Origin of the sequence: Clostridium sp., assembly GCF_018372875.1 — a bacterium.
Classification (GTDB): Bacteria; Bacillota; Clostridia; order Clostridiales; family Clostridiaceae; genus Clostridium.
Window position 1 is genome coordinate 1 of sequence record NZ_JAHAIF010000090.1, and the last position, 4,205, is coordinate 4,205.

At 29.7% G+C, this 4,205-nt stretch carries 3 protein-coding genes and 1 pseudogene; 1 reads left to right on the forward strand and 3 read right to left on the reverse strand.

From position 1 onward, the window contains the following. Positions 1 to 92: 92 nt before the first annotated feature. Positions 93 to 254 carry a hypothetical protein gene (locus tag KIB46_RS16095; RefSeq protein ID WP_291673226.1) on the reverse strand — a complete coding sequence of 54 codons (162 nt, stop codon included), beginning with the start codon at positions 252 to 254 and terminating at the stop codon, positions 93 to 95. A gap of 200 nt (positions 255 to 454) precedes the next feature. On the opposite strand from KIB46_RS16095, the gene KIB46_RS16100 reads away from it, so the two are divergent. Then, positions 455 to 1,441 (forward strand): DUF5050 domain-containing protein, encoded by a 987-nt coding sequence (locus KIB46_RS16100; RefSeq protein WP_291673228.1) that lies wholly within the window; start codon positions 455 to 457, stop codon positions 1,439 to 1,441. A gap of 30 nt (positions 1,442 to 1,471) precedes the next feature. Here the strand turns inward: KIB46_RS16100 and murD are convergent, their stop codons facing one another. Both murD and ltrA read right to left on the reverse strand, forming a co-directional pair. Continuing rightward, the gene (gene murD / locus KIB46_RS16105; RefSeq protein WP_156562436.1) at positions 1,472 to 2,851 is read right to left on the reverse strand and encodes a UDP-N-acetylmuramoyl-L-alanine--D-glutamate ligase; all 1,380 of its coding nucleotides are present in this window, start codon (positions 2,849 to 2,851) and stop codon (positions 1,472 to 1,474) included. 248 nt (positions 2,852 to 3,099) lie between these two features. Then, positions 3,100 to 4,205, reverse strand: a pseudogene (gene ltrA, locus KIB46_RS16110) (group II intron reverse transcriptase/maturase); the annotation flags it as partial.

A 4,205-nucleotide genomic window follows, 5' to 3' on the forward strand; every position in this document is an offset into this window, starting at 1 on the left:
CTCTCAATAAAAAGTTTAATCTGATAACTTGATTTCTCAAGTTTACTCGTAAAAAGAATTGCTGGTTTTTAACTTTATATTCTGTTCAATTTTCAAAGATCAGCTGCAATCTCACTTGACTGCCATACTATAATATCATCTATCAAATTTGTTGTCAACACTTTTTTTAAGTGTATTTCAAACTTCTTTGACTTGGCACAACTCATCTGTGCGACGGATATTATAGTAGCATTTCTTTTATAATTAATTATCATAATTATTTCTTATTACTTTAAAATATATATTAATATCTGAATTTTTCTAACTTTTACTTTAAATATCTACTAAAGATACACCTGGGTAAGTATAATAAATCTTTTTATAATTTACACGCAAATATTTAACAACATTTACTACTATTACATTTTATTCTAGTATAATGATATAAGAGAAGATTCTTCGGGAGGTTTTACACATGAAAAAAATATTATTTTTACTACTAATATCGACAACATTCATTTTTGTTGGGTGCAATAATGATAAAAGCAATTCCAATTCTCAGACTTCTAATATTATAAAAACTGATAGCTCTACCCCCACCAACAAATCATCTCCATTCTTAATATCTCCAGATACTCTATATCCAACACAATTTATTTCTTCCACAAACTCATTAATATTTCCGAACTGGGATGACAATAATAAAATATCCATTATTAATGATCCTATTTCGAAATCAATAATCAATTCAAATGATATTGTTAAGTTCTTTAACTATTCAACACATACCTTAACAATACATGGTGATATTATTTATTTTGCAGATGCTTCTAAAAACAATTCATTATCTTCAATAAATCTAATTGATGGTAGATATAAAAAATTAAATTCACATAATGTCAGCAACTTATTATTAACCGGAAACAATCTGTTATACATAAACAAAACTGATAACAAATTATATTCCTATGATACAATCAATAAAACTTCTAAGATAATTATAAACAACGCTGTTGGTAAATATCTGCTTAATGGAAATTATATTTTATACGAAAACAAAAACGATTCTTCTAAATTATACAAAATAAATTTAGATGGCACTGAAGACGGACAGGTTGCTGCATTTGCAGTTAATAGCTTTGCTACTCATAACAACTACATAGTTGCCATCAACTCTGATGATAATAACAACTTATACAAAATAGATCCTGAAACTTTAAGAGCTACTAGAATAGCACTTATAAATGGAGAAGATTTAAAAACATTTAAGAACACTCTATATTTCATTAATCTTGATAAAAATAATTATCTTTACTCATTACATATTGATGATTCTAACAATCAAGTATCCTTATCCCCAATGATAGATCAAAGTATTAATGAATATTATCCTTCAGAAAAAGGTTTCTTTGTACAAAGTAGGTTAAATGTAAATAATGCATATATATTTAAAATTAATTAAAAGGAAGCTTATTTAACAAGCTTCCTTTTCCTATTTCATATTCATAACTATTTCTTTAAATACATTGCCTCTTACTGCAAAGTTAGGGAACATATCAAAGGATGCACAAGCAGGTGATAATGTTACCACATCTCCTTCTTCTGCTAATTCCCTTGCCTTACTTACTGCCTCTTCTAAATTGCTTACAAAATTCATACTAACTTTTATATCATTTTCCAATGCTAACTTATCAAATGCAGCTTTAATTTTATCTTTAGTGGCACCTAAAACTATCAATTCCTTTATAAACGGATATCCTTCATAAGCTAATGGCTCAAACGGGATATGCTTATCATATCCACCCACTATTAATATTACCTTTTTATCAAAAGCCTTTAATCCCGCCAAAGTTCTTGTTGGACTTGAAGCAATTGAATCATTATAATACTTAACTCCATCTAACTCTCTAACTAACTCACATCTATGCTCTACTCCTGTAAATTTTTCAGCAACTGCTTTCATTGTACTTATAGAAACATCATCTTTAGTTGCTAGAAATGCAGCTAGATAGTTTTCTACATTATGCATTCCTTTTATAACTATATCATCCTTCTTGCATACCTCTTTACCATCAAGATATAAACTTCCATCTTTGTAGTAAGAGCCATTTTGCAATACTCTCTTAGAGCTAAATTCTCTTACCTCTCCTTTTGCCTCTTTTTCAAAACCATATGTTATTTCATTTTCTCTATTTACTACTAACACTTCATTTTCTTCTTGATATAAAAATATATTTTTCTTTGAATCTATATACTCTTGCATATCTTTATGCATATCCAAGTGATTTGGAGCTAAGTTAGTACAAACCGCCACATCTATAGGAGAGTTCATTGTCATAAGTTGAAAACTAGATAACTCTAGCACAACCATATCTTTTTCATCAATCTCTTCAATTTGAGCAAATAATGGTGTACCAATATTTCCTCCAACCCAAGTTTTATACCCCTCCTCTATTAGTAACTTAGATATTATAGTAGTTGTTGTTGTTTTTCCATCGCTACCTGTTACCCCATATACTTTACCCTTACAGTATCTAACAAATTCCTCCATTTCAGATGTTATATACGCACCCTCACCTTTAGCTTTAACTAAAGCTTCACTATCAACTCTCATTGATGGCGTCTTAAATACTACATCAAATCCTGTTAGTTTATCTAGATACCCTTCTCCGAGTATTAATTTAACGCCCAATTCTTTAAACTCACCAGCTATATCCCCTAGAGCTTTTTCATCTTTAATATCAAAAGCTGATACAACAGCACCAAGTTTAACTAAGAACTTAATTAAAGGGATATTAGAAACACCTATTCCTACTACTGCAACATTTTTATTTTTTATAAATTCTTTAAATTCACTAAAATCCTTCTTCATCCTAAATCCTCCATAAAACATCAACTTTTATATTATTTAATATATTATTCTTATTTAAGTCTGTCCCATTTCTTTCTAATTATAACACTTCTAATTATTTTGTTCTACAAACATAAAGTTTCTTTAATCACTCCACTTTTTATACTCACTTCTTCTAATTAATCGAGTAGGAGGTAGATAATTATTTTATCTACCGACCTCTCACACCACCAGTACGTACCGTTCGGTATACGGCGGTTCATTAGAATTTAATGTATCATTTGATATGTTCTTATTAGACTAATAAATCCTAGTGATTCTAGATATTTGTTATTTAAGTATTTGCATATTTCCGTGCTTCATACTTACTAATTCCTAACTTTGTTAGGTTTCTTACCTTGGTACTAATTTTCTTCCATTGTTTCCATATGCAAGCTCTTAATCTTCTTCTAATCCACTTATCTAGTTCTGCTAGTTTCGATTTAGCGTTAGCTATACCATAATAATTAATCCATCCTCTCATTATTTGATTTAACTTCTTCATTCTATACTCAATACTAATACCAGTATTTCTATTAGTATAGACTCTGACCTTATCCTTAAATCTTTTAATTGATTTCTCATGAATTCTTATCTCAGCTCCGCTTTTCGCAAAATAGAATGAAAATCCTAGGAACTTTCTTTTAAATACAAGGTCTACTGCACTTTTATTCTTATTAACTTTAAGCTTCAACTTATTCTCTATAAGTCTTGTCATAGATTTCATTACTCTAAGACCTGCTCTTTGGCTTTTAACATATACGTTATTATCATCTGCATATCTACAGAATTTGTGTCCCCTATTTTCAAGTTCTTTATCCAATTCATCTAGCATTATGTTTGCTAGAAGCGGACTTAGCGGTCCTCCTTGTGGAGTACCTTCCTCACTTGCTATAGAAACACCATTAATAAGAATTCCACTCTTTAAGTATTTCCTTATTAATGATAATAATCTTTTATCTGTTATCTTCTTTTCAAGCTTATTCATAAGAATATCATGATTAACTTTATCAAAGAATTTCTCCAAGTCCATGTCTATTACCCATCTATTTCCCTCATTTATATATTGTTTTGATTTCATTATCGCATCCTTTGCTCCTCTACGAGGTCTGAATCCAAAGCTGTTCTCTGAAAATGATGGTTCATATATTTTAGATAGTACTTGAGCAATTGCTTGTTGAATTAGTCTATCTTGTACAGTTGGTATTCCTAATAATCTAACTACACCATCCGGTTTCGGTATTTCCACCCTTCTTACAGGTGATGGATTATACTTAGTTTCTAGTAGTTTAGTTTTAATTGTATGCCAATGTTTTTTGATATGCTCTCGAAGTTC